Consider the following 26,419-nt stretch of genomic DNA (forward strand, 5'->3'; position numbering starts at 1 on the left):
CGTATTTTGGGTGTTTGTTGGGTTTTCAGGCTGCGTGTTGTTTGGTGGCAGCCTGAAAGATTAGTTTGCGTTTTTCAGGCTGCTTTTTGTTGGATACGAGTATCCAATCTACATTTAAATATTTCAGGCAGCCTGAAAGTTTATCAATCAATATTGCAAACCAATCCAGCGTGTTCTTTCCAATCAAAAGTGCCGTAATCAGGGTACAACACAGGGGCTTTGCCTTCTGATTTCACGCCTGCTTTTTGCATAGCGCGTTGAAAATCGTGAACGTGCGCCAAACCGCCGCGACCTTTGTGTGCTGGGGCTGCGTGTGCGGCTGCGCGACCTGCGCGGCGACCAAAGCTGATGATGTCCAACAAAGCATTACCCATCAAACGGTTGCGACCGTGAATGCCGCCTGACACTTCACCTGCTGCATACAAGCCTTGTACGGCTGTTTCGCAATCGCGATTGATTTCTACGCCGCCGTTTTGGTAGTGCAGCGTTGGGTGGATAATCAACGGTTCTTCGGCTGGGTTCACGCCACATTTGTGGGCAACGTGTCCCAAAGTTACCAAGCGTTTCAAAATATCAGGCTGCTCGGCGATGATGCGTGGCGTATCCAAGAACACGCCCACTTGTCCATCACGTTCCACGCCGCGACCTTCTTGCACTTCGCGCAAAATCGCTGCGGCAACCACATCGCGCGGTTGCAATTCGTCCACAAAACGTTCGCCCAAACCGTTTACCAATTTTGTACCAGCAGAACGTGTCGCTTCAGAAATCAACGCGCCAGCCAAGTGTGGTGGGTGCGCTACGCCTGTTGGGTGGTATTGGAAGCTGTCTACATCGCGCAATTTCGCGCCCATGCGATACGCCAACACCAAGCCGTCTGCGGTTGCGCCGTAATGGTTTGAAGTGGCGAAACCTTGCAAGTGCAAGCGACCTGAACCGCCTGTTGCCAAAATCACGGCTTTGGCGTGTACGGTAACTAATTTGCGTTTTTCCAAATCATACAAAACTGCGCCCACGCAGCGACTTTGTCCGTCTGACAACAATTCTACGGCTGGGTGGCGGTTCAGTTGCGTGATGCGTGGCTCAATGTCTACCGCTTCGCGCAACACTTTCATCATTTCCAAGCCTGTGAAGTCGCGGTGGCACAGAATGCGTTGTGCGGTTGTGCCGCCTGCTTTTTTGCGGACTAACAAGCCGTTGCGGTCGCCGCCTTGCGTGTCAAAATCCATGCCCAAGCCAATCAACCAACGGATTGCACTTGGTGCGTCCATCACCATTTGAGCAACCAATTCTTTGTTCGCCACTTGATGACCGCCTTTGAATGTGTCTTCAAAGTGGCGTTGTGGGCTATCATCTGCGCCCACGGCAGCCTGAATGCCACCTTCTGCCATCACGGTGTTGCTGTCGCCGATACGCAATTTGTTCGCCATGATGACGCGTGCGCCTTCTTCAACCGCAGTCAAAGCTGCTGCTGCACCTGCACCACCACCGCCGATGACTAACACATCTGTAACCATGTTTTCCGCGCCTGCTAAATCGGCATCTTCAATCAATGGGTGTGCAGTCAATAATTTTGCCAAATCTGGGTGGCATGAATCGCCCACGTTTGCGCCCACGGTTAAAGTGGTGTGTGCCGATTCTGAATGGTCTGGGTGGAAGTTTTTCAGCAAAACTTCTTTTTCAGGCAGCGTGCCGTTTAATTCTGGCGTTTTCGCGCGCAAGTTTGCCAACGCGGTTTCGTAAGGAACACCAGTGAATTTTTGTTGTTTACTCATTTTTCAGGCTGCCTTTCTTAAATATCAGTGTTCACAGAAACTTTGCCAGTATCGATTTCTTGCAAGCGGCGCATTAAATCCACAGGACGCAAAGTGCAAGCGGCTTTCATGCGGCGCGCAAACAAGCCAACGTGGTTCGGACGGATGTTTTCAGGACAAGCCAAAGTACACAGATTGCACATCACGCATTCATCAAACGTGTTTGCCGCAGTAGAAAAATCGCCAGCCACCACTTGCGCCACGCCGTTTTGCACTTGTAAGCCTTTTGGACACGCTGTGTCGCAGCCACCGCAATGACGGCAGTTTTTTGCTTCTGGGAACGTTTCATCGACTTCTTCCAACCAGTTCCAGCCATCGCCAGCACTTTGCACATCGTAATAATGAACGTGTTCAGGCAAGAAGTAGTCCAAAAAGCTCACTTGCATACCAGGTTCAATTTTGGTTTCGCAGCCCAATTTGGTTTCAGCAGAGCGTTCGCCTTCTTTGCGAACCAAGCAACGGCATGAACCGCATACACCTTGACCCATGCAACCCACATTTGCCGTAATCGCTTTGCCTGCTTTGGCATAGGCTTGAATGATGGTATCGTTTTTATCGGCTTCCACTTCCAAACCGTCAATGACCAGTTTGTATTTTTCTTCGCTCATGGTTAAGTTCCTGTTTTTAAAAAGTTATTAGTGTCATATAAATATTGTAGGCAGAATTTTAACAGTATTGCCCTTGCTTCGCCTGTAATTAAGCAACATCTCTTTACCAAAATTCATCAAAATGTTTTATTTTGCATGAAAAAAGTTAAAATATGTTTATCTTAATGATTTATATTGAATTTAAAAGATAAATATTTTTAACAACGCAGCCTGAAAAATCGTTTTAGGTGTTTGTTTTGTAAAGAATAATAGAAAAACGCATTTGCATTTTCTGCACTTTCTCTTATTTTTCAAATAATAAAAATGACACCGATGTCATTTGTTTAATTTTGTTAAAATTCTGAAGAGTGATGTTAATTTGATATAAATCAAAAATCTAATATTTAGCCATGACAAGACTCTGAAATTTCTGTACTTTTGCGACACATTCAGTTTCACAATTTCAGGCAGCCTGAAAAATAAAAATTCCACTAACTCCTTAATTCAAAGGAACAAACCATGACTGTAATTAAACAAGAAGACTTTATCCAAAGTATTGCCGATGCGTTCCAATTCATCAGCTACTACCACCCTAAAGACTACATTCAGGCTTTAGCGCGTGCCTTGGAAAAAGAAGAAAACCCAGCTGCTCGCGATGCAATGATCCAAATCTTGGTAAACAGCCGCATGTGCGCTGAAGGCAAACGCCCAATCTGCCAAGACACAGGTATCGCTACCGTATTCTTGAAAATTGGTATGAACGTGCAATGGGACGCACAAATGTCTGTGCAAGACATGGTAAACGAAGGCGTGCGCCGCGCTTACACCCACCCAGACAACGTGTTACGCGCATCTGTGTTGAAAGACCCAGCAGGCAAACGCATCAACACAAAAGATAACACACCAGCAGTCGTGCATTTTGAAGTGGTTGAAGGCGACAAAGTGGAAGTGATTTGCGCGGCAAAAGGCGGCGGCTCTGAAAACAAATCTAAATTGGCAATGTTGAACCCGTCTGACAATATCGTGGATTGGGTATTGAAAACTGTACCAACCATGGGCGCAGGTTGGTGTCCACCAGGCATTTTGGGCATCGGCATCGGCGGTACACCTGAAAAAGCCATGATGATGGCAAAAGAATCTTTGATGGACCACATCGACATTCACGAATTGCAAGCCAAAGCCACTTCTGGCGCAAAATTGAGCACCGTAGAAGCCTTGCGTTTAGAATTGTTTGAAAAAGTGAACGCATTAGGTATCGGCGCACAAGGTTTGGGCGGTTTGACCACCGTTTTGGACGTGAAAATTTTGGATTACCCAACCCACGCCGCAGGCAAACCAGTTGCCATGATTCCAAACTGCGCGGCAACTCGCCACGTTGAATTTGAATTGAACGGCAGCGGTCCTGTGAATTTGGAAGCCCCAAGCTTGGAAGACTGGCCAGACATCACTTACAGCCCAGACAACGGCATTCGTGTAGATTTGGACAACTTGACTAAAGAAGACGTAGTAAACTGGAAAATGGGCGATGTATTGCTGTTGAACGGCAAAATCTTGACAGGACGCGACGCAGCGCACAAACGCTTGATTGATATGCTGAACAAAGGCGAAGAATTGCCAGTTGATTTCACCAACAAAATGATTTACTACGTTGGTCCTGTGGACCCAGTTCGCGATGAAGTCGTCGGCCCTGCTGGCCCAACCACTGCAACGCGCATGGACAAATTCACGCGTCAAATGTTGGAACAAACAGGCTTGCTCGGCATGATTGGTAAATCAGAACGTGGCGCGGCAACTTGCCAAGCGATTGCGGACAACAAAGCTGTTTACTTAATGGCAACTGGTGGCGCGGCTTACTTGGTAGCCAAAGCGATTAAAGCGTCTAAAGTGTTGGCATTCCCAGAATTGGGCATGGAAGCGATTTACGAATTTGAAGTGAAAGACATGCCTGTAACTGTGGCGGTAGACGCGAATGGCCAATCTGTTCACGCCGTTGCGCCAAAACAATGGCAAGCTAAAATTGGTATTATTCCAGTTGAAGGTTAATTTGATTTGCTGAAATAAAATGCAGCCTGAAAATATTTTCAGGCTGCATTTTGATATAATTCGTATTTATTTGAAAATGAAAGCAATACCATGAAAAAACAACAACGAAACGGCTACGCCCGCATCGACCGTGTGAAAGAACAAGTGATGCGCGAATTAGCAGAACTCGTGCGCACAGCTTTGAAAGACCCACGCGCAGGATTTATCACGATTAACGATGTGGAAGTAACACGCGATTACTCACACGCCACCGTTTACTACACCGTATTAAGCGGCGATAGAGAAGCCAGCGCAGAAGCGTTGGAACACAGCAAAGGCTTTTTGCGCAGCGAATTAGCCAAACGCATCACTGTGTTTCGCGTGCCAGAATTGCATTTTGAATACGATGAATCACTAGAGCGTGGCGTGAATTTATCGCATTTGATTGACACGGTTGCCAGCGAAAAACCCGTGCAAGATTAAGTTTTCAGGCTGCCTTTTATTTCAAAAGGCAGCCTGAAAATAAAAATAACCTACTTTCTGCAAGATACTTTACATATACACATCAAAATTGTCTAAATCCGCTTGCAACTCATCAGCTCGCTGCTTAATTCATTCCATATTAACTTGTCCTGCATTAACACGAGCGATAAAACCACAAGCCTCACCCTTTTCATCACAATTATGTAAATAAGTATGACGCATAGTACTGTCGCGGTATTTACTCTACGCGCGTTGAGCTTCGCGTAATTGCTTTTGTTTGTAAGGTTGGTCTGCTAATTTTGCCATTAGCTTTTTATAAACTCGATTCAGTCTATCATCTTCAGTTTTATATTCATCATTTTGGCACTCATTTATGTCTTGATACGTTTGCACGTCCATACAATCATGGCTCGTTTTAGGAACAGCCTGTGCAGACAAAGGCAAAGCAACCAAAGCACTCAATAAAACCGTTTTCAACAAATTTAATTTTTTCACATCGATTTCCTCTTTATTAGTTTACAGGGCAATATTGACGGATAGCCGCTCTCGTAGAGTTGCGACTCTCTTCTAAAATATCATTTACTTTGCAGCTATTGCCTGAGCAAACCATATCAAAATACATTACAGATGGTTCACCTGAAAAATTTAATCGTGCAATCGCACGTCCATTATCCGCTACGCTGTAATAACTTGTGTGCTTATCAGTCATGCCTTGCGTTAAGCGTGGCGCGCTTTCTGTGCATTCATCCATATCGTATTCAGTTGGTTGATGTTGCATTTGACGCGCAATCAATTCCGCAAAACTATCTGTTGCATAACGGCGAATAACATTGGCTTCTTGCGGTTCTTCAGTCAATTTTTCAGCACGTGTTGCTTCTTCATAAATACGTTTTACTATATTCAGTTTTGCTTGGTCAGCACCCCCAGCAAATGCACTTGTTGCCACCAAAATAGACAATGAAGAAACCACCGTTTTCAACATATTCATGTAAACTTCCTTTAACTTTTTATGATGTTTGTAAAAGGAATTATCTTAGCAAGAGATTATTTACCGACCACCAACGAGAAGTTGTAAAATTCACAAAACAGTTTAAAACCACTCTAAATAGGCGAAACTAATGAAGAATTTTGAAAAAATCCGTATGATGCGCGAACTCAATCAGCTTTCTCAGCAAAACATGGCAGATAAATTACAAATGTCCATCAATGGCTATTCAAAAATAGAACGTGGCGAAACCCGTTTAACTGTAGAACGCATGAAACAAATTGCCGAAATTTTCAAAATTGACGTAACCGAATTATTACACGAAGAAGAAAAACATTGCATTTTAGTGATTGGCGAACAATATCATTCTAACAACGGACACAATATCCAAATCCAAAATCACGATTACATGGAAAACCAAATTGAGTTAGAAAAATTAAGATTATTAGTGCAACATCAGCAAGAAATATTGGCATAAAAAGACAAAGAATTAGCTGTACTAGAAGAAATCATCAGCTTATTAAAAAAGGCAGCCTGAAAAACAATACAAGGAAAAACAATGCCCACATTCATCACCACCGAAATCGACAAAATCCCCGACTCACGCGAACGCCAAAGCACCGTCGTAGCCATCTTCAACCAAGCCATGGAAGACCGCGACTACACCACCGCCATCGCCATTTGCAACTACGTTATTGGCGGCGATGAACGCACCCACCAATTCTCCTGCGACTGGCAAATGCACTGCCTCACATGGCTGACTTACTACTGGCAAAACCAATTCCGCGAAAGCGAAAAAGACAGTGAAGCCGAAGACAAAGCCATCCGCGAACTCATGACCTGCCTATGGAAATTCAAATGGCTCATCAGCAGTCTGCCACGCGACATCAACGCCAGCCTAGAAAGCATAGAAAAAGCCAACCAAGAAATGCAAGAATGGTATGACATCTACCACATCAGCCCAGCTATGCGCCACAAAGCCCTCATGGAACAAAACATGCTGCTCGGCAACGTAGATGCCGTGCGCGAACACTTCCAAAAATGGCAAGCCAGCGAAGCAGACGAAATGAACGACTGCGAAGCCTGCGAACAAAACGGACTCGTCAGCTATTATCACTATATCGGCGACTACGCCCAAGCCGCCAAACTAGCCGAACCCATTTTATCGGGCAAACTCACTTGCGGCGAAGTCCCACACATCACCTACCACGCCGCCATCGACAGCCTAATCCAAATCGGCGAAACCCAACGCGCAAAAGACACGCTCAAACAAGCCGTTGCACACATAGAAACGCAGCCTGAAAAATTCCTTCACCTAATTCCCCAAATCATTCAGTTGCACGCCCAATTAGATGACCTAGAAACCGCCGAAGAACTGCTAGATGAATACAACGACGCCATTTTCGACCAAGTTCAGCTAGACCTACAAACCTACTGGCACTATCTACTCGCCGTCGCCCCGTTCAACGAAGAAGCCCTAGAAAATGCCCAAAACATCGCCGCCGATTTCGACCAACGCAACGGCAACAGCTACTATCAAACCCAGCTAGAATGGCGACAAGGCAAAGCAATCATTCACTGATTTTCAGGCAGCCTGAAAAGAATAAAATATGATTTTGAAACGAAAAATTTTGCTAAATATTGGTGTTGCAATGCCATTTTGGTTCACGATTTTATTACCCAGCATACTGCAAAAAATCGCACAAATAATATCTGGGCAATATATTCCGTTGAATATCGCCACCATTTTATATTTCACATCACTTGCAATCAGTTACATCATTGCCTGTATAGCACAATTTTATTTACAGCCTGAATCATTATTCCTTTCAAGAAAAGTGATTAGCACAGTATTTGGTATGTTGGTTTTAATCATCTTTTCAATACCGTTAAATTTTTGGGTAGTTGGACTATTATGGGGATTCCACGAATAATTTTTTCAGTAACCGTATGTCGGCTTTCCAAGCCGACACGCCCATTTTCAGGCTGCCTAAAAACCTCACTGTAGGTCACCGACTTTTTCCATTCCTTCACATTCAAACACCCATGAAAACCCTAATCTTCTGCGCAGGCGCACCCAACCCCGACCTCAGCATACTGCAACACATCAACCCCGACCTACTCATCGGCGTAGATGGCGGCGCAGCGCGTTTGGTGCAACACGGCTACACCCCCGACTGGGCAATCGGCGACTTCGACAGCGCACCGCCGCCACCCCAAGCCAAAAACACCCTCAAATTGCAGCCTGAAAAAGACGACACCGACCTAGAATACGCCCTACTCCACATCTTACAAAACCAGCATCCTGAAAACATCAAACAAATCATAATATTAGGTTCACTCGGCGGCGGACGACTCGACCATTTGTTGTGCAACATCTGGCTCGCTCATCAACCCCGTTTCGCCCCATGGCTAGACAAAATCCACCTCATCGAACAGGGCAATAGCGTCAAATTCTACCGCACAGGCACACACCTCTTGCAGCCTGAAAACAGCAAAAAATACCTATCCTTCATCGGCTTAACCCCCATTAAACAACTCACGCTGCAAGGCATGAAATACCCATTAACCGACCAAGATTACGCTTACCCCATGGCGTTAATCAGCAACGAATTTTCAGACAGCCAAGCCCAATTCAGTTTTGAAAGCGGCACAATCTGCGTCCTACAAACCCACGATTAACGCAGCCTGAAAATCCAAAGGAAACCCCATGCAAATCCAACAAAAATACATCTTTGTTTGGTGGTGTCCTGAAAAGTGTGCTGTAAAAAATAAGCAATAAAAAAGCAGCGAAAACAGAGTATATTTGAGTGTGTGAAAACAGAAATAACTCTAATTTGTCCTCGCTGCCAAGGACAAAATATAAAGAAAAATGGCTACTCTGGCAATCGTAAACAAAAGTATTTTTGTAAAGATTGCTGCCGTAATTTTATTGGCGACCATAACCTTACCTATAAGGGTTGTCATTCCAAAGCTGATGAACAGGTTTGGAGAATGACCGTTAGAGGTTGTGGCATTCGCGATATTGCAGCAATTACGGGTTACAGCAAAGACAAAGTTCAGGCTGCCTTAAAACGCCATGAGTTTGAGCCATTTCCTAAACAAAAACATTACTCTACACTTGAAATAGACGAGTTTTGGACATTTGTCGGTAACAAGTCTAATAAAGTGTGGCTAGTCTATGCCTATCACAGAGAAAGTGACGAAATTGTCGCTTACGTTTGGGGTAAGCGCGATTTAGCAACAGCGCGAGCACTCAAACGGCGTTTGAAAGAGTTGCGTGTAACCTATGACAGAATTGCGACCGACGACTGGGCTGCATTTTTAAATGTCTTTTCAAATGAAGAATGGCATCTAGTTGGTAAGCAACACACAGTTGGCATTGAGGGTAATAACTGTCGTTTACGGCACAAAGTAAGGCGAGCGTTTAGAAAAACGTGTTGCTTTTCTAAAAGTATGTTTTATCACAAGAAAGTTTTTGATTTGGCTTTCTTTGATATTCATTTTGGCATTGTTTAGTTTTACAGCACACTTTTCAGGACACCACCCTTTGTTTACCGCGACGAACACAACAACAAACTCGCCGAAATCATCTATCAACCCATTAGCGAAACCCTCATCACCGCCACCCACACCCACCTTTCCCCAGCATTGCGCGGACAAGGCATCGCCAAAAAAACTCCTACAACACCTTGCAAACTACGCCCGAGAAAACCACCTACGCATTCGCCCCGTTTGCAGCTACGTTCAAGCCGAATTCAAGCGCAGCACCGAATTTCAAGACATCAAAGAACCAGACTAACCCACAAAAATTTCAGGCTGCATTTTCAATCAAATGCAGCCTGAAAAACTTATTCTTTCCAAGTCAAAGCCAAGTTATACAACTCTTTTTTATTTTCCCCCGTAATTTTTGCCGCCAGTTCTGCCGCCTGTTTCGTTGGCAATTCCGCAGATAAAATTTTCATCACATTCTGCGCATTTTCAGGCAGCGTTTCCGATTTTTCTTTCACGGCTGGGTGGATTACCAACACCATTTCGCCGCGTGATTGATTACTGTCGTTTGCCAACGTTTCGCGCAACTCGTTCACGCTGCCTGAAAGGAAGGTTTCAAACGTTTTCGTGATTTCACGCGCCAACATGATTTGGCGTTCAGGGAATGCGTTTGCCATTTCGTCCAAAGTTGCGGCGATGCGGTGCGGTGTTTCAAACGCGATGATTGGGTAATCCGCATTTTCCCATTGCTCGAATAATTTGGCGCGTTCGCCCGATTTCGGCGGTAAAAAGCCGTGAAAATAGAAATGCGGTTCGCTCACGCCTGCCACGCTCAACGCGCCCATAACTGCCGATGCGCCCACAACTGGCACAACTTTGTAGCCTGCTTCACGCACACGCGCCGCGAGTTTCGCACCTGGGTCGCACACGGCTGGCGTGCCTGCATCTGAAATTTGCGCCACGCTTTGACCGCTTGCCAATGCGGCAATGATTTTGTCCGCCATTTGCTGCTCGTTGTGTTCGCGCACGGAAACGAGTTTCGCTTGAATGCCGTATGCGGAAAGCAGTTGGGCGGACACGCGCGTGTCTTCGGCGCAAACTAAATCGGCTTTTTGCAACACGGCTAGGGCGCGGAGTGTGATGTCCGCCAAATTTCCGATTGGCGTGGCAACGATGTAGAGTGTGCTGGGGGTAATGCTGTCTAGGGCTTTTTGGAAATGTTTTTGCATGAGGTTCTTTCAGGCTGCCTTGTGTTGGCGTTTGATTTTTTGTTGGCAATCAAAACAATACATTTTGTTACTAAATAATTGTGCGTTATTTTTACAGTAATCCACCACTTTTTCTGATGTGATGGCTTTATTGCAAGCAGTGCAGCAAGGTGGTTGTACGTTTTCAGGCTGTGGTTCTTTAATGCCAAAGCGTACTTTCCAATCTGTCTTCTTGGCTGGTTTGTGCAACGCAGCTAGATTTTCGGCAAAAGTTTGCAATGTTTCTGTAGAAATCATTTGCGTCATTGTTGCTACTTGTTTAGCAAATAAAACAGGATTTAAAGGATTGATATCTTTATTGATACGCTTGTATAAATGGTCTACTTTAATAATTCTGTCTAAATCTTCCACATTTTTGCCGTTTTGGGGACGTTTGATAATGGCAGAGCTACCCACCAAAATCATATTAAAGAAAGAAAACGGTTTCATTTTTAAACCTAAGCGCGTTGGCAAATTCATTTCATCGCTATTGAATGCCTGCTGCAAAAGTAATTTATGGCGATTATTTTGCTCAATCGGAGATGGAATGCCGCGCGGCTTACCTTGATAATACATGGCAAATTCACCCTGCTCGTTAATCTCAATCCCTTCGCTAAAATGCTTACTTTCACAAATATAAATTTCTAGCATTCTATCAATTAGCAAATGGTCAATTTGCGCCACGTTGCCATCTAATTCCAAACGCAAGTTGTGGATAACTGCCCAGTTTTTTGAACTTTTATAGTGAAAGTCAATTTGATAAGCCGCTTCTTCTTCGCCTTTTATGCCAGCGTTAATCATCAAAATTTCTTTAAAAATAGCGTCTTTTTGAGATTGTGTCAGATAGGGTAATTTTAATAATGTATTCAATTCTGCAATATCTTGTTTACGGTCTGAAACATCAAATTTTTTAATAATCATAATTTTCTCATCAAAATAACGTGTTACACCGTTTCAGGTGGCGTGAAAATTCTATCGCTTTATTTTACAGAAAAATGGATAGTATTTTGCACAAAAAAAGCAGCCTGCACAGAACTTGCACCGTGCAGGCTGCTTTTTTAATTATTCCGCAATTTCCAACCACTCCGCAGCAAGCCATAAGCCACAGCCGCCATGCCAATCGCAAACGCCCAAGTTACCGCCAACGACAAATACGGCGACACATCAGACACGCCAAAAAACGCAAACCGAAATCCATCAATCAAATAAAAAATCGGATTGGCGCGGCTAATCGTCTGCCAAAACGCAGGCAAACTGTGCAGCGAATAAAACGCGCCCGATAAAAACGTGAGCGGCATAATCAAAAAATTCTGAAACGCCGCCAGTTGGTCAAATTTTTCCGAATAAATCCCCGCAATTAGCCCAAAAGAACCCATAAATAAGCTGCCTGAAAGCACAAATGCCGCGCCCAGCAACATATTTTCAGGCAGCGGCAAACCAAAAGGCGCAGTCGCCAACAACACGCCCAATCCCACCAACACCGCCCGCACCATCGCTGCGCCAATATACGCCGCAAACATGGTAAATGGCGACAACGGCGCAAGCAGCAAAAACGTCAAATTGCCCGTTAGCCGCGATTGCATTAGGCTAGAAGACGTGTTGGCAAACGCATTTTGCGTCATCGTCATCATCGCCAAGCCTGGGATTAAAAAGGCGTTGTACGGCACATTCGGCAGCACTTCCACATGTTTGCCCATGGCTTGCGCGAAAATCAGTTGATACAGCAACGCGGTTAAAACAGGCGCACCAATCGTTTGCAGCCAAACTTTGGTAAAACGGCTAATTTCTTTGCGAAACAGCGTGTAAAAGCCGACAAAATTCATGATTTTTCCTCCATTTTCGTTAAATTCAAGAAAACGTGTTCCAAATCATTTTCCAAAATTTTCATGTTTTCAATATGGATATTGGCGGTTTTCAGGCTGCCTGAAATCTCCGCAATTTGGTTGTAATCGTTTAATTTTAAAACGTATTGATTTGGTTCAATCATTTGAATGCACAAAGGCTGCAAATTTTCAGGCAGCCTGCACGGAATTTGGATTTGCACGCGTACGCCTTGTTCGCTGTGCAATAGATTTTCCGTTTTGTCCAACGCAATCAATTCGCCCTGTTTCAACATCGCAATGCGCTGGCAATATTGCTCGGCTTCTTCCAAATAATGCGTGGTTAAAATAATCGTATGTCCTTGTTTATTCATGGATTGCATAAATACCCACAAGCTGTGGCGCAATTCCACGTCCACGCCTGCGGTGGGTTCGTCCAAAATAATCACGGGCGGACGATGAACCATCGCTTGCGCTACCATCACGCGGCGTTTCATGCCACCCGATAGATTGCGTAAATTGGTGTCGGCTTTGTCGGTCAAGCCCAAATGGTGCAGCATTTCATCAATCCAATCATCGTTTTTACGAATGCCGAAATAGCCTGATTGAATTTGCAAGATTTCACGCACGTTGAAAAAGGGGTCAAACACTAATTCTTGTGGCACAAGCCCTAAATTCATACGCGATTGATGTGATTGGGTTTTGACGTCAAATCCCATTACTTCAATTTTGCCTGATGTGAGTTGGTTTAGCCCTGAAATGGCGGAAATGAGCGTGGTTTTGCCTGCGCCGTTTTGCCCAAGCAGCGCGAAAAATTCGCCTTGTGCTACGTTGAATGAAACGTCTTTGAGCGCGGTAAATCCGTTGGCGTAGGTTTTGTGCGCGTTTTGTATGGTGAGTGCGTTCATGTTGGATTTTTGATTTAAAAAACGCGCCATTATACGCTTTCAGGCTGCCTGAAATATAATGTGCGCTTTTTGAGGAAATTGGATATGAAAACGACTTTGCCACGCGGCATTTATCGCCACTATAAGGGCAATCGCTACGAGGTGTTGCACACGGCAAAACACAGCGAAACGGAAGAGGATTTGGTGGTTTATCGTGCGCTATATGGGGATTATGGGGTGTGGGTGCGCCCGTTATCCATGTTTACGGAAATGGTTGAAGTGAATGGGGAAACGGTGGCGCGATTTGCGTTGGAAAAGGCATTTGCGTAATGAAAATGCAGCCTGAAAATATACAAGGCGATGACGACTGAAAACAGGTATAATTAACCGCGTTACGCAGCGTAATTTTGTTACACAACTTACGCTGATATTTTTAATTAAATTTCATAAGGAAAAAGTAATGGCTAATATTTTGGTTCTTCCTACTTGCGCACACGTGGATACTGCCGCAGTGGCTCAAGCAATTGCTGCTGCATTACCTGATGCAGCTGTGTTCAATCCATTTGCTGAAGCAGACCAAGCAGAATCTTTGATTGCTGCATATTGCAGCTCTTGCAGCAGCGCAAAAGTGTCTGACGCAGCATTGGCTGAAAAAATGATTGCAGAAGGTAAAGCTGATGACTGGATGGATTTGTTGGTTGGCGAAGTGGCAACATTGAATAAACAAAATGTTGTGATTCAAGGTATTTCGCCAAATGCAGAAACAGCGTTCTTATCTGCTCAAAATGTGTCTTTGGCTACAGCATTCAATGCACAAGTGATTTTTGTTGCAGCTGACGAAGCAAAAGCAGAACAAAAAGTGGCTTTGGCAAAACAAGCATTCAATGGCTTTGCGGTTGATTTTGTTGGTGTGGTGGGCAATGCGGCTGCCGCTCAAGCAAATGGTTTGGCTGATTTGGGCGCAACTGGCAGCCTGAATGCAGCCGCTTTGGCGCAAATCGCTGCGGTTTCAACAGACCGCGTTTCTCCAGCGCAATTCCGTTTCAACATGATGGACGCGGCTCAAAAAGCCAACAAACGCATTGTGTTGCCAGAAGGCGCAGAGCCTCGCACCGTTCGCGCGGCTGCGATTTGCCACGAGAAAAAAATTGCACGTTGCGTGTTGTTAGCCACTCGTGCAGAAGTGGAAGCTGTAGCAAAAGAACAAAATATCACGCTGCCTGAAAGCTTGGAAATCATCGATCCAGCTACTTTGGTAGAACAATACGTTACGCCAATGTGCGAATTGCGTAAATCTAAAGGCATGACACCTGAACAAGCGCGTGAACAATTGCAAGACACCGTTGTTTTGGGCACGATGATGATGGCGCAAAACGACGTAGACGGCTTGGTATCAGGCGCGGTTCATACCACTGCGAACACCATTCGTCCAGCATTGCAGTTGATTAAAACTGCCCCTGGTGAAAGCATTGTTTCTAGCGTGTTCTTCATGTTGTTGCCAGGTCAAGTGGTGGTTTATGGCGACTGCGCTGTGAACCCTAACCCAACCGCAGAACAATTGGCTGACATCGCAATCCAATCAGCTAAATCTGCTAAAGCGTTTGGTATTGAACCACGCGTTGCCATGATTTCTTACTCTACCATCAATTCAGGCAGCGGCCCTGACGTTGATTTGGTGGTAGAAGCAACTCGTATCGTGAAAGCAAAAGCACCTGAATTGGCAGTTGATGGTCCATTGCAATACGACGCGGCTGTGGTGGCTGATGTGGCGAAATCTAAAGCGCCAAACAGCCCTGTGGCAGGTAAAGCAAACGTGTTCATCTTCCCTAATTTGACAACTGGTAACTGCACATACAAAGCGGTTCAACGCAATGCAAACGTGTTGAGCGTTGGCCCAATGTTGCAAGGTTTGCGCAAACCTGTGAACGATTTGTCTCGTGGTGCGTTGGTTGAAGATATTGTGTACACAATCGCTTTGACTGCTATTCAAGCAACTCAAATCTAATTGATTTAAAAATATAAAAAGCAGCCTGAAAACTTTTCAGGCTGCTTTTTGTTATTTAATTTGACAATCTAAAACAAACTTCGCGCCGCTATCTTGTGCCAACAGCTTGGCGATTTCAGGCAGCGTTTCTTGTAATTGTTGCGCCAATTTATATGGCGGATTGAATACGAACATACCGCTTCCGTGCATACCAAAACCGTCAGCGCGTGGCGCGTGGGCAAACAGTTGCGCGTGCAGATAATTGTCTGGCATCAGTTTGACTAATTTTTCAGGCAGCGTGCGACTTTCTTCGCGGCTTAAACACGGATACCAAATCATGTAACAGCCTTGTTCAAAGCGTTTGAGCGCGTCTTTCATGGTCTGCACAACTTGGGCGTAATCTTGTTTTTGTTCGTATGGCGGGTCAATCAGCACAACGGCGCGGCGCGTGGCGGGCGGTAACAAGCTAATTAGCCCTGCAAAACCATCTTCTTGTTTCACAATGCCGCGCCGTCCGAGATTGGCTTCGCGCATATTGTCTAAAAGCAGCCTGAAATCGGTGGGGTGCAATTCAAACAGGCGCATTTTGTCGCTGTCGCGTAGCAGGGTTTTGGCGAGCCATGGCGAACCCCAGTAGAGATTATCTGGCAACTCATGGTTTAAATGGGCGAGAAATTCGGCAAGTTTTTCAGGCAGCGTTTGGGCTTCGCGTAGGCGTTGTATGCCTTGCTGATATTCGCTGACTTTTTGCGCTTCATCGCTGTGTAGGTTGTACACGCCTGCGCCTGAATGGGTGTCGATGTACCAATAGGGTTTGTCTTTTTGGTTGAAGTAATCCAAGGCGAGGTAAAGCATAAAGTGTTTGAGTACGTCGGCGTGGTTGCCTGCGTGGTAGGCGTGACGGTAACTGAGCATTTTGGGAACTTTCTGTTTTCAGGCTGCCTGAAAAATGGGGTTAAAAATAGGCTGGAATATAGCAAGCGTGGTTAGTTTGGACAAGTTTGCTGTTTAGTTTTTCCTTCTCCAGAGCCAAAAAATCAAGGGTAATGTGAATCAAATCAAAACAAATAAAACCAAAATCGAACCGCCAATTTTTGTCCAAATGCCGCCTGCTGTTAGCAAGCCGATGAATATTTGTAGTCCAAAATCCCAAAAGAAATAGCCAATGCCTGTGCTGCCATCATCGGGTGGTGGTTCTTCTTTTTGATTTGATTTGTTTTTTGACATTATTTTTCCTTTCAGGCTGCCTGAAAAAATGGAGCGTCGGCAGCTCGCCGACGCTCCATTCAATTTCACAACCCCAATTCCGCCCAAATCTCATCAATTTTGGCAACCGTTTTCTCATCGCGCGTAATCGGAACACCCCATTCGCGTTGGGTTTCGCCGCCGATTTTATTGGTCGCATCCAAACCCATTTTGCCGCCCAAACCACTCACAGGGCTGGCAAAATCCAAATAATCAATCGGCGTATTTTCCATGAGAACCGTATCGCGTACAGGGTCCATGCGCGTGGTAATTGCCCAAATCACCTGTTTCCAGTCGCGCACATCAATATCATCATCAACAACAATAATAAATTTGGTGTACATAAATTGGCGCAAAAAGCTCCAGCAACCCATCATCACGCGCTTGGCGTGTCCTGCATATTGCTTTTTCATGCTCACAACCGCCATGCGATACGAGCAACCCTCTGGCGGCAAATAAAAATCCACAATTTCAGGGAATTGTTTTTGCAACAACGGCACAAACACTTCATTCAACGCCTCGCCCAAAACCGCAGGTTCATCGGGCGGTGCGCCCGTGTAGGTGCTGTGGTAAATCGGGTCTTTTCGCATCGTGATACGTTCCACCGTGAAGACTGGGAAATAATCTTGCTCGTTGTAATAGCCTGTGTGGTCGCCGTAAGGTCCTTCTAGCGCGGTTTCATCGGGATAAATCACGCCCTCCAACACGATTTCGGCGCGTGCTGGCACTTGTAAATCATTGCCAATACATTTGGTTAATTCGGTGCGTGAACCGCGTAATAATCCTGCAAATTGGTATTCGCTCAACGTGTCAGGCACAGGCGTAACTGCGCCCAAAATTGTGGCAGGATCACAGCCCAACACCACCGAAACTGGGTAAGGTTTGTCGGGAAACAAGCGTTTGTGTTCCTGAAAATCCAACGCGCCACCGCGATGCGCCAACCAACGCATAATCAATTTATTTTTGCCAATCAGCTGTTGGCGGTAAATGCCTAAATTTTGGCGTTTTTTGTTGTAACCGCGTGTAACCGTCAAGCCCCATGTTACCAACGGCGCAACATCGCCCGCCCAACAATGCTGAATCGGCAAATCATACAAATTCACACCATCGCCTTGTAAAACAATCTCTTGACAAGGCGCGTTTTTGACAACGTGCGGTGCCATTGACCAAATGTCTTTTAAAAGCGGCAATTTGCCCAACGCGTCTTTTACACCTTTGGGTGGTTCGGGTTCTTTCAGGTAGGCGAGCGTTTTGCCGATGTCGCGCAATTCGCTGATGTCTTTTGCGCCCATGCCCATTGCCACGCGCTCGGTTGTGCCAAACAAATTCGCCAAAACAGGATAGCCGTAGGGCGTGCCGTCTTGGCGGACGGGGTTTTCAAATAGCAATGCCGCGCCGCCTGCGCGTAATACGCGGTCGGAAATCTCGGTGATTTCCAAATAGGGGGAAACGGGGGTTTTGATGCGTTTGAGTTTGCCTTGCGACTCTAACATGGCGATAAATTCTCTTAAATCATTGTATTTCATGTTTATTCTTTCTTTCAGGCAGCCTGAAAATTGTTTATTAAAATCATTCAATCTATTGAATTGCTGGGTTATAACCCAGCCTACGAATGGTCATGTACTGAGAAGCAGCCTAAAATTTAGGGTTTGTTTTCGTGATTATCCGATGTTTCTTTGTGGCTGATTGCGTGTTGAATGTGATTGTCTGTTTCAGGCTGCGAAGGGGTTTCATCGGATTTGGGTGGCGTGGATTCGTATGCAATGGCGTTGAACACTTTTGCCATTATCCAAAATTCAAAAAACATGCCCGCAAAAAGACTAATGGCAAAAGCATGAAACTCTGCTGGGCTCGTTACACTCGCTAAGGCACACGCGCCCAAGCCGACAACAAATAAGGCGCAAAAAAGGGCGAATAAAGTGTTAAGAAATTTCATCAATAAACTTCTTGCCGAGCATTTTCAGGCTGCTTTTGGATAACCAGATTATAAGGCAGCCTGAAAATCAATCATCATATTTTTTTCTTTTGCGATAACGACGCTTTGGCGTTGATTGACTATCCGTATCGTCTGCCATATTTTTAAAAACATAAGCAAAAGTGATAAAAAACACCGAAAAAGACAACAACATCACACCGCTACCAATCATATTCATCGCAGGTGATTTCCTCTCCATATCCGCCAAAATCGAACCGCTAAAACACACGCCACCACTCACCACAAAAGCCGCCAAAAACGCCAAGCCCTGTTCATATGCAAAAAAGCGTTTCCATTTCAGCAATAAAACCAACGCCACACCAGCCGCCAACCATTCATAAAGCTGCGTAGGGTGTCGCGCCAAGCCCCACAATTCAGGAAATTGCAAAATAGACACCAATTTATTGCCTGTCCCTGCGCCCAACAAGCAACACGCCAACACCCACCCCCCTTTGTCGCCAACAAAGACGCACCGCCCTTGCGCTTGCGAATGCGGTTATACAGCATAAACCCACCGCTCAACGCCAGCCATTCCATTGTTGCGTGAAACAAATGCGAATGCGCGGTATTTTCATCGTGCAAAATTAAACTTTCTAACATTTCAAACTCCTATTGATATTTTTAGGCTGCCTGTATTCTCCCAATGTTTAGTCGTACGAAAAGACAAATAACGCAGCCTGAAACCCTATTCACGCAGCCTGAAAAATATTACAATGCGCGGCTAAATTTTATTAGGAAAAACAATGGAAACCGAAGTAATCAACCAGTTAAACAACCAGCTCAACGATTTGGCGCAACGCAACCAAGATATTCGCGAATACATGGATTACCAAGGCAAAAAAGAACGCCTAGAAGAAGTGGTCGGCTTATCCGAAGACCCAGAATTGTGGAACGACCCCAAACGCGCCCAAGAAATCGGCAAAGAACGCAAATTGCTCGAAGGCGTGGTGCTAACGCTCGACAAAATTGAAAACGGCATCACAGACAACCGCGAACTGATTGAAATGGTGGTAGAAGAAAACGATGAAGACGGTTTCGCCGCCATTGTTGCCGATGTGGAAGAATTAGAAAAACAAATGGCAGATTTGGAATTTAAACGAATGTTTAACCAACCTGCCGACCCAAACAACTGTTTCATCGACATCACCGCAGGCGCAGGCGGCACAGAAGCCGAAGACTGGGCAGGCATGCTGCTGCGCATGTATATGCGATACGGCGAGCGCAAAGGCTTCAAAGTAGAAGTGATGGAACAAGACGATGGCGAAATCGCAGGCATCAACAACGCCACCATCCGCTTAGAGGGCGAATACGCATACGGCTTATTGCGCACCGAAACAGGCGTACACCGTCTCGTCCGCTACTCACCATTTGACTCGAACAACAAACGCCACACATCATTTGCATCCGTGTTTGTGTATCCCGAAGTAGATGACAGCTTTGAAATCGACATCAACCCAGCCGATTTGCGTACCGACACTTACCGTGCATCAGGCGCAGGCGGTCAGCACATCAATAAAACGGACTCTGCCGTGCGTATTACCCACATTCCGACTGGCATTGTGGTGCAATCACAAAGCAGCCGTTCACAACATGAAAACCGCCGTATTGTGATGGAAATGCTGCGTTCTAAGCTGTTTGAATTGGAAATGCGTAAACGCAACGAAGAAAGACAAGCATTGGAAGAGGGCAAGTCAGATGTAGGATGGGGTAGTCAAATTCGCTCTTATGTGTTGGACTCTTCGCGCATTAAAGATTTGCGTACCAGTCATGAAGTTGGCAACACCAAAGCCGTGCTGGACGGGGATTTGGATGGATTTATTGAAGCCAGCTTGAAGCAAGGTGTATAAATTTTCCACCCATAAAATGCAGCCTAAAAACTAAATTTTTGGTTTTCAGGCTGCATTTTTTGCGATTTTATGTAGTCGCATGTAGTTTTCTTTGGTATTATCCCACCGCCCAATTTCGGGCGAGAGAAATAAGGAAGAAAACATGAGTATCAAAGTTGCAATTAACGGTTGTGGTCGTATTGGTCGCCAAGTGATTCGTGCTATTTATGAATACCAGTTTACCGACCAATTTCAAATTGTTGCCGTGAACGGAAGCGGCGATTTGGCAACTAACGCGCATTTGTTGCAGTTTGACACCGTGCATGGACGTTTTTCAGCAAAGGTAGAACAAGACGGCAGGCATTTGATTATTAATGGAGATTCAATCCCCTTTTTTGCTACCCGAAATCCAGCCGAATTGCCGTGGGGCGAATTGGGTGTGGATTTGGTTTTTGAATGCACAGGTTCGTTTTGCAGCAAAGCCAAATCGCAAGTGCATTTAAACTCAGGCGCGAAGAAAGTGCTGATTTCCGCGCCCACCGAGCCAGATGTGGATGCGATGATTGTGTATGGCGTGAACCACGATATTTTGCAGCCTGAAATGACGGTGGTTTCCAACGGCTCTTGCACCACCAACTGTTTAGCTCCCATGGCGCAAGTGCTGAACCAAGCGTTTGGCATCAAAAAAGGCTTGATGACCACCATTCACGCGGTTACCAACGACCAAGTAATTATTGACGTGCGCCACAAAGATTTGCGCCGTGCGCGTAGCGGTTTAGAAAACATGATTCCCACCAAAACAGGCGCAGCCAAAGCCGTGGGCGTGGTGTTGCCCGAATTGAACGGCAAGCTAGACGGCTGGGCAATTCGTGTGCCAACACAAAACGTGTCGCTGGTGGATTTGACTTTTGAAGCAGGCAGAAACGTAACCGTGGACGAAGTGAACGCAGCCATGAAAGCGGCGGCGGACGAGCGTTTGCGCGGTATTTTGGGTTACAACACCTTGCCGCTCGTTTCCAGCGATTTCAACCATTTCCCACAAGCCAGCATTTTTGACGCAACACTCACGAAAGTGTCCGAAGGCAATATCGTGAAAGTATTTGCGTGGTACGACAACGAATGGGGATTCTCTTGCCAAATGCTCAACACCGCGCGCGCGATGTTTGGTGAAGCAGTGCGATTGGCTGAATAACGCAGCCTGAAAAAATACATGCAGCCTGAAAACTATTTTTCAGGCTGCATTTATTATAAAATAACGCAAATATTTCAAGGAGGAATGTCAAATCATGCCCAGCTTAACCATCGCCGCCGTAACAGGGCACGAGGGCTACACACAAGGCTCAGTCTACGCCATCAACCGCAGTTATCACGAACTCAAAGACCGCATTCCCGATATACGTTGCGTGTTAATCAGCCCCAACAAACCGCGAGATTTACCCAGCCACATTCAGCACTTTCGCGTTGCGCCGTTTGGTTATTTGGAATACAACTTATTTATACTCTATTCGCTCGTGCAATTTGTGGAAACCGATTTTTGCCTAGTGGTGCAGAATGACGGCTGGGTGCTAGACGGCACACAATGGCGCGATGAATTTTTTGATTATGACTACATCGGCTCGCCATTGGTAACTCACTGGGCAAGCGTATGGCAAGGTCAGCCACATCAAATCAAATATCAATTTCTGCGACCCACTCCCACCAGAGCAGGCGAAGTCTTCTATCAAGCGCAAAACGGCGGCTTTTCATTACGCAGCCTGAAACTATTGGAAGCCCCACACGGCATGGGTTTGAACATGGAAATCATGCCACCCGATTTGTTTTCAGGCAGCAACGACACACACCAGCTCAAATGGTCGCCACCATGGCACCATGAAGACATGTTTCTCAGCGTGTGGAAGCGCGGCGAATTGGAAAGATACGGCATCAAGTTTGCGCCCGAATCGCTGGCGATGACGTTTTCCACCGAAAACCCAGATTGCTGCGAAAATTATGGCGGTTCGCGTGATAGATTGCTTGGGTTTCATTTATCATGGTTTGAACTTGCTGATGAAAATACCATTAAATTAAAAGAGACACCTGTGCAGCCTGAAAAATTTATGCAACTGCCATTGCTTCAGAAAATGCTCAATCGTGGCTTTAAAATCATGGTAGAACTATAAAACAAATGCAGCCTGAAAACACTTTCAGGCTGCATTTTTCTCACACAAACACAAGGAATAAACTTTTAACGCTGACGCGCTTTAAATCGTGGATTAGATTTACAAATCACATAAACCTTGCCACGGCGGCGCACCACTTGGCAATCACGGCTGCGCGTTTTTGCTGTTTTCAAAGAAGACAATACTTGCATGATTACACTCCTTTTTTGAATGCCGACATCATGCCAGCAAAGCGTTGGTTGAATTGGCTCGCGCGACCTTCCTTGTTGTGTTCGCGCTGTTTGCCCGTATAAACAGGGTGTGATTCAGACGAAGTGTCCAGCATAAATACGGGGTATTCATTGCCGTCCGTCCACTTCATCGTTTTGTTGGTGGGCGCGCAGGAACGAATTAACCAGCCTGTTTCCGCGCTGCTGTCGTAAAACAGAACTGTGCGGTAGTTTTCAGGGTGAATGCCTTGTTTCATTTCTCTCTATCTCCATAAAGCTAAAATGTTATAGTATAACACTCTCAACAAAAAATCAATCGCAGCCTGAAAACTTTTGTAAATTTTACAGCCTGTGTATAATAAAAACCCACTTAATTCTCAACGATTTACCCATGAAAAGCCAATTCCAGCGCGTCGGCATACTCACGCGTCCGCGTACACCCGATATTATCCCCGTTATCCACGATTTGATTGATTTCCTGAATCAAGCAGATTTTGAAATCTATCTGGATAAACAATGTGTTGATGAAAAAATGGTCGCCCCAGAATACCAGCAAAAATGCCACATCAGCGAAAAAATTGGACAAGACTGCGACTTGATTTTAGTGCTAGGCGGCGACGGCACATTTTTATCTGCAGCACGAAAAGCCGCGCCGTATCGCATTCCCCTGATTGGCGTGAACCAAGGGCATTTGGGTTTTCTCACGCAAATCAATCGTGAAAACATGGTGGAAGAGCTAACCAAAATGTTCATGGGGCAATATTTGGCAGACGAATGTATTTTGTTAGAAACCGCCGTGCTGCGAGACGGCGAAGAGATTTATCATGGCATTGCGCTGAACGACACCGTAGTTTCACGCGGCGGCACAGGACAAATGATTGAATTTGAAGTATTTATCAACGATGAATTTGTCTTATCGCAACGCTCAGATGGCTTGATTGTGTCCACGCCAACGGGTTCAACCGCCTATTCATTGGCAGCAGGCGGCCCGATTTTGCAGACCGCTATCCGCGCGTTCACGCTTGTGCCGATTTGTCCACAATCCATGAGCAACCGCCCGATTGTGATTCCCGATAACAGCGAAATCCGCATTCTGATTACCAAAGCAGGCGACGCGCGTGTGCATTATGATGGGCAATCTTTCCTAGATATTCAAAGCCTTGATGAAATTGTGATACACCGATACCGCCACAATCTGCGCGTGTTGCATCCCGTGGATTATCAGTATTACAAAACCTTGCGCCAAAAATTGCATTGGAGCGAACAAATCGTATAAATTTTTCAGGCTGCGTTTTGAGACAGTAAACGCAGCCTGAAAATATATCTAACGTGTATAATCGAGACCACTTATCATCAATAAAATGGAAACACATTATGCAACTCCCTGTTATTTCCTCAGATTACCAACACTATCTACAAGAATTTGAACAAACAATCCTGAAAAACCACAGCAAAATCGAAGCATGGTTTCGCAGCCAGTGGAAGCAACATCAGCCCCCATTTTACGGCTCAGTAGACATTCGTAATGCAGGCTACAAAATTGCCAGCATCGACATGAACCTCTTTCCTGGCGGCTTCAACAATCTCAATCCCAACTTCATTCCTTTGGCAACCATCGCCGCGCAAGACGCAGTAGAACGCGCCTGCGAAACCGCCAAATCCGTGCTGCTGATTCCCGAAAACCACACGCGCAACACCTACTATCTGCAAAACGTGTACGCGCTTGCCACCATTTTGCGCAACGCAGGTTTTGAAGTACGCATTGGCTCATTCAACCCAGAATTGACCGAAGCCACCGAATTTGAAACCGCTTTGGGCGACAAATTGCTGATTGAACCATTGCAACGCACCCGCGAACGCGTCCACTTGGCAGACGGTTTCTCGCCCTGTTTTGTGTTATTGAATAACGACTTATCAGCAGGCATTCCCGAAATTCTGCAAGGTATTTCGCAAACTGTGTTGCCCCCATTGCACGGCGGCTGGACAACACGCCGCAAAACGCATCATTTTGAAGCGTATAACCAAGTGGCAAAAGAATTTGCCGAATTGCTGCAAATTGATGAATGGCAAATCAATCCATATTTTGAACAAATCAGCGGCTTGAATTTCCAAGAGCGCGAGGGCGAAGATGCTTTGGCGGACGCGGTTGAGCGCGTGTTGGCAAAAATCCAAGCGAAATACGATGAAAAAGGCATTACTGACAAGCCGTTTGTGATTGTGAAAGCGGACGCTGGCACTTACGGCATGGGTGTGATGAGCGTGAAATCGGCGGACGAAGTGCGCGGCTTGAATCGCAAAAATCGCAATAAAATGGCGAAAGTGAAAGAGGGCTTGGAAGTTTCAGAAGTGATTGTTCAAGAAGGGATTTACACTTATGAAACGCTGAATGGCGCGGTGTCTGAACCTGTGGTTTACATGATGGATAGATTTGTTATCGGCGGCTTTTTCCGCGTACACGAAGGGCGCGGCAACGATGAGAATTTGAACGCTGGCGGCATGGTGTTTGTGCCGTTAAATCAAAGCATTCCAAACGCAGGCAACGCAAATGATTCGGCTACGCAAGAAAAATGCAAACGCGTGTTTGAACAATGGGACGAATTGGGCATGGCTAGCCCTGACGCGGAAAATCCTGATTGTTCGTGCAACCGCTTGTATGTTTATGGCGTGATGGCGCGATTGTCTTTGTTGGCTGCGTCTTTGGAATTGGCTAAGTAAATTTTCAGGCTGCCTGAAAGTAATTTTTTAAAACAAGGTAAACCATGCAAACCCCTATTGAACGTGTCCCAAATGAAACCCAAATCATTGATTGCATGACACAACTGGTATCCAAAAATACCACCAGTTACAGCGAAGTGGTGCAAAAATACGCCCGATTGCGGTTGGCTGATTTTTCGGAGTTGCTCAAAGAATGGCAAAACCCAGAATTTGCCGCGCAACTGGGTCAAGCCGCGTTACCCAATGTTGCCAATGCCATTCACAGAAGCAATCTCACACCAGAGCAAAGCCAAAAATTGCTGGCATACTTAATGCAAACCGCTAAACAAGGCAACACCACCGCCGTTTTGTATTTGGCGTATTTGCACGCCAAAGGTTTGCACGCGCCGCAATCGCTGCAAAAAACCGCCAGCTATGTGCGTTATGCCGCGCAAAAAGGCGATTGGCGCGCCACGCGATTTTGGGCGGAATTGCTGATTGCCTCGCCTTTAGCCGCGTGTGAATTATTGGAAACCGATGTTCAGGCTGCTGCAGAAAAATGGCACGTGCAACAAGGCAATATTGCGCCCGACAAAATAGAACAAAGTTGCCGCCGCTATTACGCTGCGCCTGCTATGGTGAAATTTGCCGCGCGTCAGCGTTTGGAAATGGCGCAAAAACAAGGCAGTCCCACCGCAGAAAAACGCTTGAAAGGCTTAACTGTGTTGGGCGAACTGCCAGCTAATCCGCCAGCCAAGCAATTTCAAAGTGTGGAAAACTGGCTGGAATTGCAATTCTCCAAAAACCAAACGGCGCAATTGATGGGCGGTGGCGATGTTACTTTTCTGCCTGAAAACGTGCCGCTTTTGCCGCAGCCTGAAGATGAAGAACCTGTGTGGTATAAACCTGCAAAATATGGCGCAATGTTTTTGATTGGTTTATTGTTTTTCACTTTGATGATGAAAATGACCGTGCCGAAATAAACAAAAGCAG

The 26,419-nt window shown here is 45.7% G+C and carries 33 protein-coding genes; 16 read left to right on the forward strand and 17 right to left on the reverse strand.

The annotated features are described in order from the left end of the window. Positions 1-25: 25 nt before the first annotated feature. From QEO93_RS06285 to QEO93_RS06295, 3 genes are read right to left on the reverse strand one after another with little or no spacing between them, the layout of a single operon-like run. Positions 26-151 (reverse strand): hypothetical protein, encoded by a 126-nt coding sequence (locus QEO93_RS06285; protein WP_257874985.1) that lies wholly within the window; start codon positions 149-151, stop codon positions 26-28. After that, complete coding sequence (locus QEO93_RS06290; RefSeq protein WP_032137267.1) at positions 144-1,772, reverse strand: FAD-binding protein; 1,629 nt, start codon at positions 1,770-1,772, stop codon at positions 144-146. Before QEO93_RS06290 ends, QEO93_RS06285 begins: the two co-directional genes overlap by 8 nt. A gap of 17 nt (positions 1,773-1,789) precedes the next feature. Then, complete coding sequence (locus QEO93_RS06295) at positions 1,790-2,419, reverse strand: 4Fe-4S dicluster domain-containing protein (protein WP_032137268.1); 630 nt, start codon at positions 2,417-2,419, stop codon at positions 1,790-1,792. A 498-nt stretch (positions 2,420-2,917) separates the two neighbouring features. Between QEO93_RS06295 and QEO93_RS06300 the strand changes: the two genes are divergently transcribed. Then, positions 2,918-4,441, forward strand: a complete 1,524-nt coding sequence (locus QEO93_RS06300; protein WP_032137269.1) for a fumarate hydratase — start codon at positions 2,918-2,920, stop codon at positions 4,439-4,441. Positions 4,442-4,531: 90 nt separating this feature from the next. Beyond that, on the forward strand, positions 4,532-4,903 hold the full coding sequence (gene rbfA, locus QEO93_RS06305; protein ID WP_032137270.1) for a 30S ribosome-binding factor RbfA: 372 nt from the start codon (positions 4,532-4,534) through the stop codon (positions 4,901-4,903). A gap of 243 nt (positions 4,904-5,146) precedes the next feature. Here the strand turns inward: rbfA and QEO93_RS06310 are convergent, their stop codons facing one another. Together QEO93_RS06310 and QEO93_RS06315 are read right to left on the reverse strand one after the other, a co-directional pair. Continuing rightward, positions 5,147-5,398 (reverse strand): lysozyme inhibitor LprI family protein, encoded by a 252-nt coding sequence (locus QEO93_RS06310; RefSeq protein ID WP_052368749.1) that lies wholly within the window; start codon positions 5,396-5,398, stop codon positions 5,147-5,149. A 16-nt stretch (positions 5,399-5,414) separates the two neighbouring features. Further along, positions 5,415-5,891, reverse strand: coding sequence for a hypothetical protein (locus tag QEO93_RS06315; RefSeq protein ID WP_032137271.1), 477 nt, complete (start codon positions 5,889-5,891; stop codon positions 5,415-5,417). A 130-nt stretch (positions 5,892-6,021) separates the two neighbouring features. Between QEO93_RS06315 and QEO93_RS06320 the strand changes: the two genes are divergently transcribed. The 6 genes from QEO93_RS06320 (at position 6,022) to QEO93_RS06345 (ending at position 9,690) form a co-directional block, all read left to right on the forward strand. Next, on the forward strand, positions 6,022-6,366 hold the full coding sequence (locus QEO93_RS06320) for a helix-turn-helix domain-containing protein (RefSeq protein ID WP_044250210.1): 345 nt from the start codon (positions 6,022-6,024) through the stop codon (positions 6,364-6,366). A gap of 81 nt (positions 6,367-6,447) precedes the next feature. After that, positions 6,448-7,470: a hypothetical protein gene (locus QEO93_RS06325; RefSeq protein ID WP_032137272.1), complete on the forward strand. Its 1,023-nt coding sequence runs from the start codon at positions 6,448-6,450 to the stop codon at positions 7,468-7,470. 34 nt (positions 7,471-7,504) lie between these two features. After that, on the forward strand, positions 7,505-7,822 hold the full coding sequence (locus QEO93_RS06330) for a hypothetical protein (RefSeq protein ID WP_143445764.1): 318 nt from the start codon (positions 7,505-7,507) through the stop codon (positions 7,820-7,822). 112 nt (positions 7,823-7,934) lie between these two features. Then, complete coding sequence (locus QEO93_RS06335; protein ID WP_032137296.1) at positions 7,935-8,570, forward strand: thiamine diphosphokinase; 636 nt, start codon at positions 7,935-7,937, stop codon at positions 8,568-8,570. A gap of 132 nt (positions 8,571-8,702) precedes the next feature. After that, positions 8,703-9,407 carry an IS1 family transposase gene (locus QEO93_RS06340; RefSeq protein WP_284627560.1) on the forward strand — a complete coding sequence of 235 codons (705 nt, stop codon included), beginning with the start codon at positions 8,703-8,705 and terminating at the stop codon, positions 9,405-9,407. Positions 9,408-9,438: 31 nt separating this feature from the next. Next, on the forward strand, positions 9,439-9,690 hold the full coding sequence (locus tag QEO93_RS06345; RefSeq protein WP_157686246.1) for a GNAT family N-acetyltransferase: 252 nt from the start codon (positions 9,439-9,441) through the stop codon (positions 9,688-9,690). Between the two features lie 49 nt (positions 9,691-9,739). Here QEO93_RS06345 and rsmI read toward each other — a convergent pair whose 3' ends face one another. The 4 genes from rsmI to QEO93_RS06365 form a co-directional block, all read right to left on the reverse strand. Then, the gene (gene rsmI, locus QEO93_RS06350) at positions 9,740-10,609 is read right to left on the reverse strand and encodes a 16S rRNA (cytidine(1402)-2'-O)-methyltransferase (protein ID WP_032136576.1); all 870 of its coding nucleotides are present in this window, start codon (positions 10,607-10,609) and stop codon (positions 9,740-9,742) included. Positions 10,610-10,618: 9 nt separating this feature from the next. Further along, a complete protein-coding gene (locus QEO93_RS06355) occupies positions 10,619-11,548 on the reverse strand; it encodes a nuclease-related domain-containing protein (protein ID WP_032136575.1) in 930 nt (309 codons plus the stop codon). Between the two features lie 137 nt (positions 11,549-11,685). After that, on the reverse strand, positions 11,686-12,450 hold the full coding sequence (locus tag QEO93_RS06360; protein ID WP_032136574.1) for an ABC transporter permease: 765 nt from the start codon (positions 12,448-12,450) through the stop codon (positions 11,686-11,688). Further along, the gene (locus tag QEO93_RS06365; protein WP_032136590.1) at positions 12,447-13,355 is read right to left on the reverse strand and encodes an ABC transporter ATP-binding protein; all 909 of its coding nucleotides are present in this window, start codon (positions 13,353-13,355) and stop codon (positions 12,447-12,449) included. The genes QEO93_RS06360 and QEO93_RS06365 overlap by 4 nt, the downstream gene beginning before the upstream one ends. A gap of 84 nt (positions 13,356-13,439) precedes the next feature. Here QEO93_RS06365 and QEO93_RS06370 point away from each other — a divergent pair, with 84 nt between their 5' ends. Then, positions 13,440-13,664, forward strand: coding sequence for a DUF1653 domain-containing protein (locus QEO93_RS06370; protein ID WP_032136573.1), 225 nt, complete (start codon positions 13,440-13,442; stop codon positions 13,662-13,664). A gap of 130 nt (positions 13,665-13,794) precedes the next feature. Further along, on the forward strand, positions 13,795-15,339 hold the full coding sequence (gene pta / locus QEO93_RS06375) for a phosphate acetyltransferase (RefSeq protein ID WP_032136572.1): 1,545 nt from the start codon (positions 13,795-13,797) through the stop codon (positions 15,337-15,339). Between the two features lie 51 nt (positions 15,340-15,390). On the opposite strand, the gene QEO93_RS06380 is transcribed toward pta, so the two are convergent. From QEO93_RS06380 to QEO93_RS06405, 6 genes are all read right to left on the reverse strand, one after another. Next, positions 15,391-16,233 carry a 23S rRNA (adenine(2030)-N(6))-methyltransferase RlmJ gene (locus QEO93_RS06380; RefSeq protein WP_032136571.1) on the reverse strand — a complete coding sequence of 281 codons (843 nt, stop codon included), beginning with the start codon at positions 16,231-16,233 and terminating at the stop codon, positions 15,391-15,393. Between the two features lie 138 nt (positions 16,234-16,371). Continuing rightward, positions 16,372-16,545, reverse strand: coding sequence for a hypothetical protein (locus QEO93_RS06385; RefSeq protein WP_157686244.1), 174 nt, complete (start codon positions 16,543-16,545; stop codon positions 16,372-16,374). Positions 16,546-16,610: 65 nt separating this feature from the next. Then, entirely contained in the window at positions 16,611-18,089 is a 1,479-nt protein-coding gene (gene ubiD / locus QEO93_RS06390) for a 4-hydroxy-3-polyprenylbenzoate decarboxylase (RefSeq protein WP_032136570.1), read from the reverse strand. A gap of 116 nt (positions 18,090-18,205) precedes the next feature. Then, positions 18,206-18,499, reverse strand: a complete 294-nt coding sequence (locus tag QEO93_RS06395) for a hypothetical protein (RefSeq protein WP_032136569.1) — start codon at positions 18,497-18,499, stop codon at positions 18,206-18,208. A gap of 67 nt (positions 18,500-18,566) precedes the next feature. Next, the gene (locus QEO93_RS06400) at positions 18,567-18,935 is read right to left on the reverse strand and encodes a hypothetical protein (protein ID WP_245190618.1); all 369 of its coding nucleotides are present in this window, start codon (positions 18,933-18,935) and stop codon (positions 18,567-18,569) included. Continuing rightward, a complete protein-coding gene (locus QEO93_RS06405; RefSeq protein WP_245832187.1) occupies positions 18,836-19,138 on the reverse strand; it encodes a hypothetical protein in 303 nt (100 codons plus the stop codon). Before QEO93_RS06405 ends, QEO93_RS06400 begins: the two co-directional genes overlap by 100 nt. Before the next feature lie 143 nt (positions 19,139-19,281). Between QEO93_RS06405 and prfB the strand changes: the two genes are divergently transcribed. The 3 genes from prfB (at position 19,282) to QEO93_RS06420 (ending at position 22,523) form a co-directional block, all read left to right on the forward strand. Continuing rightward, positions 19,282-20,385: a peptide chain release factor 2 gene (gene prfB / locus QEO93_RS06410; RefSeq protein ID WP_032136567.1), complete on the forward strand. Its 1,104-nt coding sequence runs from the start codon at positions 19,282-19,284 to the stop codon at positions 20,383-20,385. Between the two features lie 142 nt (positions 20,386-20,527). Next, positions 20,528-21,556: a type I glyceraldehyde-3-phosphate dehydrogenase gene (gene gap / locus QEO93_RS06415; protein ID WP_032136566.1), complete on the forward strand. Its 1,029-nt coding sequence runs from the start codon at positions 20,528-20,530 to the stop codon at positions 21,554-21,556. 94 nt (positions 21,557-21,650) lie between these two features. Beyond that, entirely contained in the window at positions 21,651-22,523 is an 873-nt protein-coding gene (locus QEO93_RS06420; protein ID WP_052368641.1) for a DUF5672 family protein, read from the forward strand. 65 nt (positions 22,524-22,588) lie between these two features. Here QEO93_RS06420 and ykgO read toward each other — a convergent pair whose 3' ends face one another. Both ykgO and QEO93_RS06430 read right to left on the reverse strand, forming a co-directional pair. Then, a complete protein-coding gene (gene ykgO, locus QEO93_RS06425) occupies positions 22,589-22,714 on the reverse strand; it encodes a type B 50S ribosomal protein L36 (protein WP_032136565.1) in 126 nt (41 codons plus the stop codon). 2 nt (positions 22,715-22,716) lie between these two features. Then, positions 22,717-22,989: a type B 50S ribosomal protein L31 gene (locus tag QEO93_RS06430; RefSeq protein ID WP_032136564.1), complete on the reverse strand. Its 273-nt coding sequence runs from the start codon at positions 22,987-22,989 to the stop codon at positions 22,717-22,719. A gap of 134 nt (positions 22,990-23,123) precedes the next feature. On the opposite strand from QEO93_RS06430, the gene QEO93_RS06435 reads away from it, so the two are divergent. From QEO93_RS06435 to QEO93_RS06445, 3 genes are all read left to right on the forward strand, one after another. Continuing rightward, on the forward strand, positions 23,124-24,008 hold the full coding sequence (locus tag QEO93_RS06435) for an NAD(+) kinase (protein WP_032136563.1): 885 nt from the start codon (positions 23,124-23,126) through the stop codon (positions 24,006-24,008). A 98-nt stretch (positions 24,009-24,106) separates the two neighbouring features. After that, positions 24,107-25,447 carry a glutamate--cysteine ligase gene (gene gshA, locus QEO93_RS06440; RefSeq protein WP_032136562.1) on the forward strand — a complete coding sequence of 447 codons (1,341 nt, stop codon included), beginning with the start codon at positions 24,107-24,109 and terminating at the stop codon, positions 25,445-25,447. A gap of 44 nt (positions 25,448-25,491) precedes the next feature. After that, positions 25,492-26,409, forward strand: a complete 918-nt coding sequence (locus tag QEO93_RS06445; RefSeq protein ID WP_032136561.1) for an SEL1-like repeat protein — start codon at positions 25,492-25,494, stop codon at positions 26,407-26,409. Positions 26,410-26,419: the final 10 nt, after the last annotated feature.

Origin of the sequence: Kingella negevensis (assembly GCF_030177895.1) — a bacterium.
Lineage (GTDB): Bacteria > Pseudomonadota > Gammaproteobacteria > Burkholderiales > Neisseriaceae > Kingella_C > Kingella_C negevensis.